The 2,027-nt window shown below is 48.6% G+C and carries 1 protein-coding gene; it reads right to left on the reverse strand.

Annotation, left to right across the window (positions count from 1 at the left end; all coding sequences use genetic code 11):
• Window positions 1-67 precede the first annotated feature (67 nt).
• Complete coding sequence (locus VN105_RS18450) at window positions 68-1,972, reverse strand: ATP-dependent DNA helicase RecQ (RefSeq protein ID WP_325643002.1); 1,905 nt, start codon at window positions 1,970-1,972, stop codon at window positions 68-70.
• Window positions 1,973-2,027: the final 55 nt, after the last annotated feature.

The following is a 2,027-nucleotide window of genomic DNA, read 5'->3' on the forward strand; positions in this document are numbered from 1 at the left end:
AAATCCAAAGTAATCAAATCAGGGTAATCAGCGTAATCAGTTTAATCCTGAGTCAGACAAAATCCGCTTAGGGGCAGGAAAGACGCCCCGCATCATCGCGCACTACCAGCCCTTCTTCATTGAGGAACTGCAGCACTTCCATCAGGTCGCTTCTTTTTACATCAGGCAGTTTGTTTTGCAGCACGTTAAACAGCAGTGGTTGTTCTTTCAGCATAGCGATAACGTGATCGGATATACGTTTAAATCCGGCGGCATCTATAGGTTGCGATTTCTTTTTCAAACAAACATCGCATACACCGCAGGGGGTGGCGTCTTTTTCCCCAAAGTAAGCCACCAGTTGCTGTGTGCGGCATGTATCACGGTTACGGGCATACGCAAACATCGCATTGAGCCGGTCGGCATACACTTTTTTACGCACTTCCACCCTTGCCATATTGATACGCAGGTTTTGCGCAGATACCCGTTCCTGCAGGAAGCATAACTGCGGTTCATCGCGACGGGGTTGATAATTTATGATTCCATATTGGTGCAGCTGCTGCAGTTGGGCCGCGATCTCATCATCTTCCATCAGCATAATACGGCCTATTTGCCGTTCGTACACTGGTACTGCGTTATCGAAAATACCTTCGTAAGTACGCAATAACGTTTTAATAATTTCCTCCAGGGCAGGATAAGCATTTTCAAATTCGTACAGGGATTCCTTGTTGGTAACAAATTCTGCACGCGATGGGAGGAACACACTTTCACTGAGTTGCAGCACGCCTTCCTGTTCCAGCAGGCGTACAGCGCTGTATGCCATGGTGAGGTTAAGGTGAAAAGTACGGGCAAAATCGTTGATGTCAAAGTCGAAGTACAAACCTTCCGCGCTGCCAACGGGAACCTGCAGGTAATTAACAATGCCCTGGTATACCTCGCGGATCTGTTCCAATGTAGGGAACTGCAATGCAATCCGTTCATGCATTTCTGTGAGTTCTTCTTCATTGTATAACAGCACCGCATATGCTTTCTGTTCATCCCTGCCGGCGCGGCCAGCCTCCTGGTAGTAGGCTTCCAGGCCATCGGGCAAATCGTAATGCACTACGATGCGTACATCGGGTTTGTCGATGCCCATACCAAAGGCGTTGGTACAAACCATGATGCGCGTTTCATTATTGATCCAGGCTTCCTGCCGCGCGGTTCTTTCGGCCTGTGGCAAACCTGCATGATAATAACTGGCAGGGATGCCCTGTAACTCCAGCAGCGACGCAATTTCCTTAGTGCGTTTGCGGTTACGGCAATAAACAATGCCACTGCCGGGCACGCGGTCCAGTATATGTTTTACCTTATCAATTTTAGTAGGTTCTTCCAGTACACTGTAAGAAAGATTGGACCTGGCAAAGCTTTTAGTAAAAACCCTGGCATCTTTCATCAGTAGTTTCTCGCAAATATCTGCCTGCACCCGTGGAGTTGCAGAAGCTGTAAGCGCCAGCACCGGCGCATCCGGGAAGAAGCTGCGGATATCTGCTATCTGCAGGTATGCCGGGCGAAAATCGTATCCCCACTGGGAGATGCAATGCGCTTCGTCAACAGCAAGCAAATTTACCGGGAGACCATCGCAATAGGTTTGAAAAAGTTTGCTTTGCAATCTTTCGGGAGATATATATAAAAACCTGCAACCTCCGCGCCGTGCAGCTTCCAGCACCCTTTCCACTTCCTGGAAAGGCATCCCGGAATAAACAGCATAAGCAGTGATCCCTCTTTTTTTGAGATTGGCCACCTGGTCCTTCATCAGTGCAATGAGTGGAGTGATCACCAGGCATAAACCCGGCTTCATCATGGCCGGCACCTGGAAGCAAATAGACTTACCTCCGCCGGTGGGAAGCAAAGCCAGTGTGTCCTGTCCTTCCAGTACAGCATTCACGATATCTTCCTGTAACGGGCGAAACTGTTCGTATCCCCAATACTGCTGTAATATAGCTACGGGCGTGCTCAAATAAAAATCTAATGGTTAATACGAAGATACGCGATTAGCGCGGATTTTGTCTGAC

The sequence above is a fragment of the Chitinophaga sp. genome (assembly GCF_035564935.1).
Classification (GTDB): domain Bacteria; phylum Bacteroidota; class Bacteroidia; order Chitinophagales; family Chitinophagaceae; genus Chitinophaga.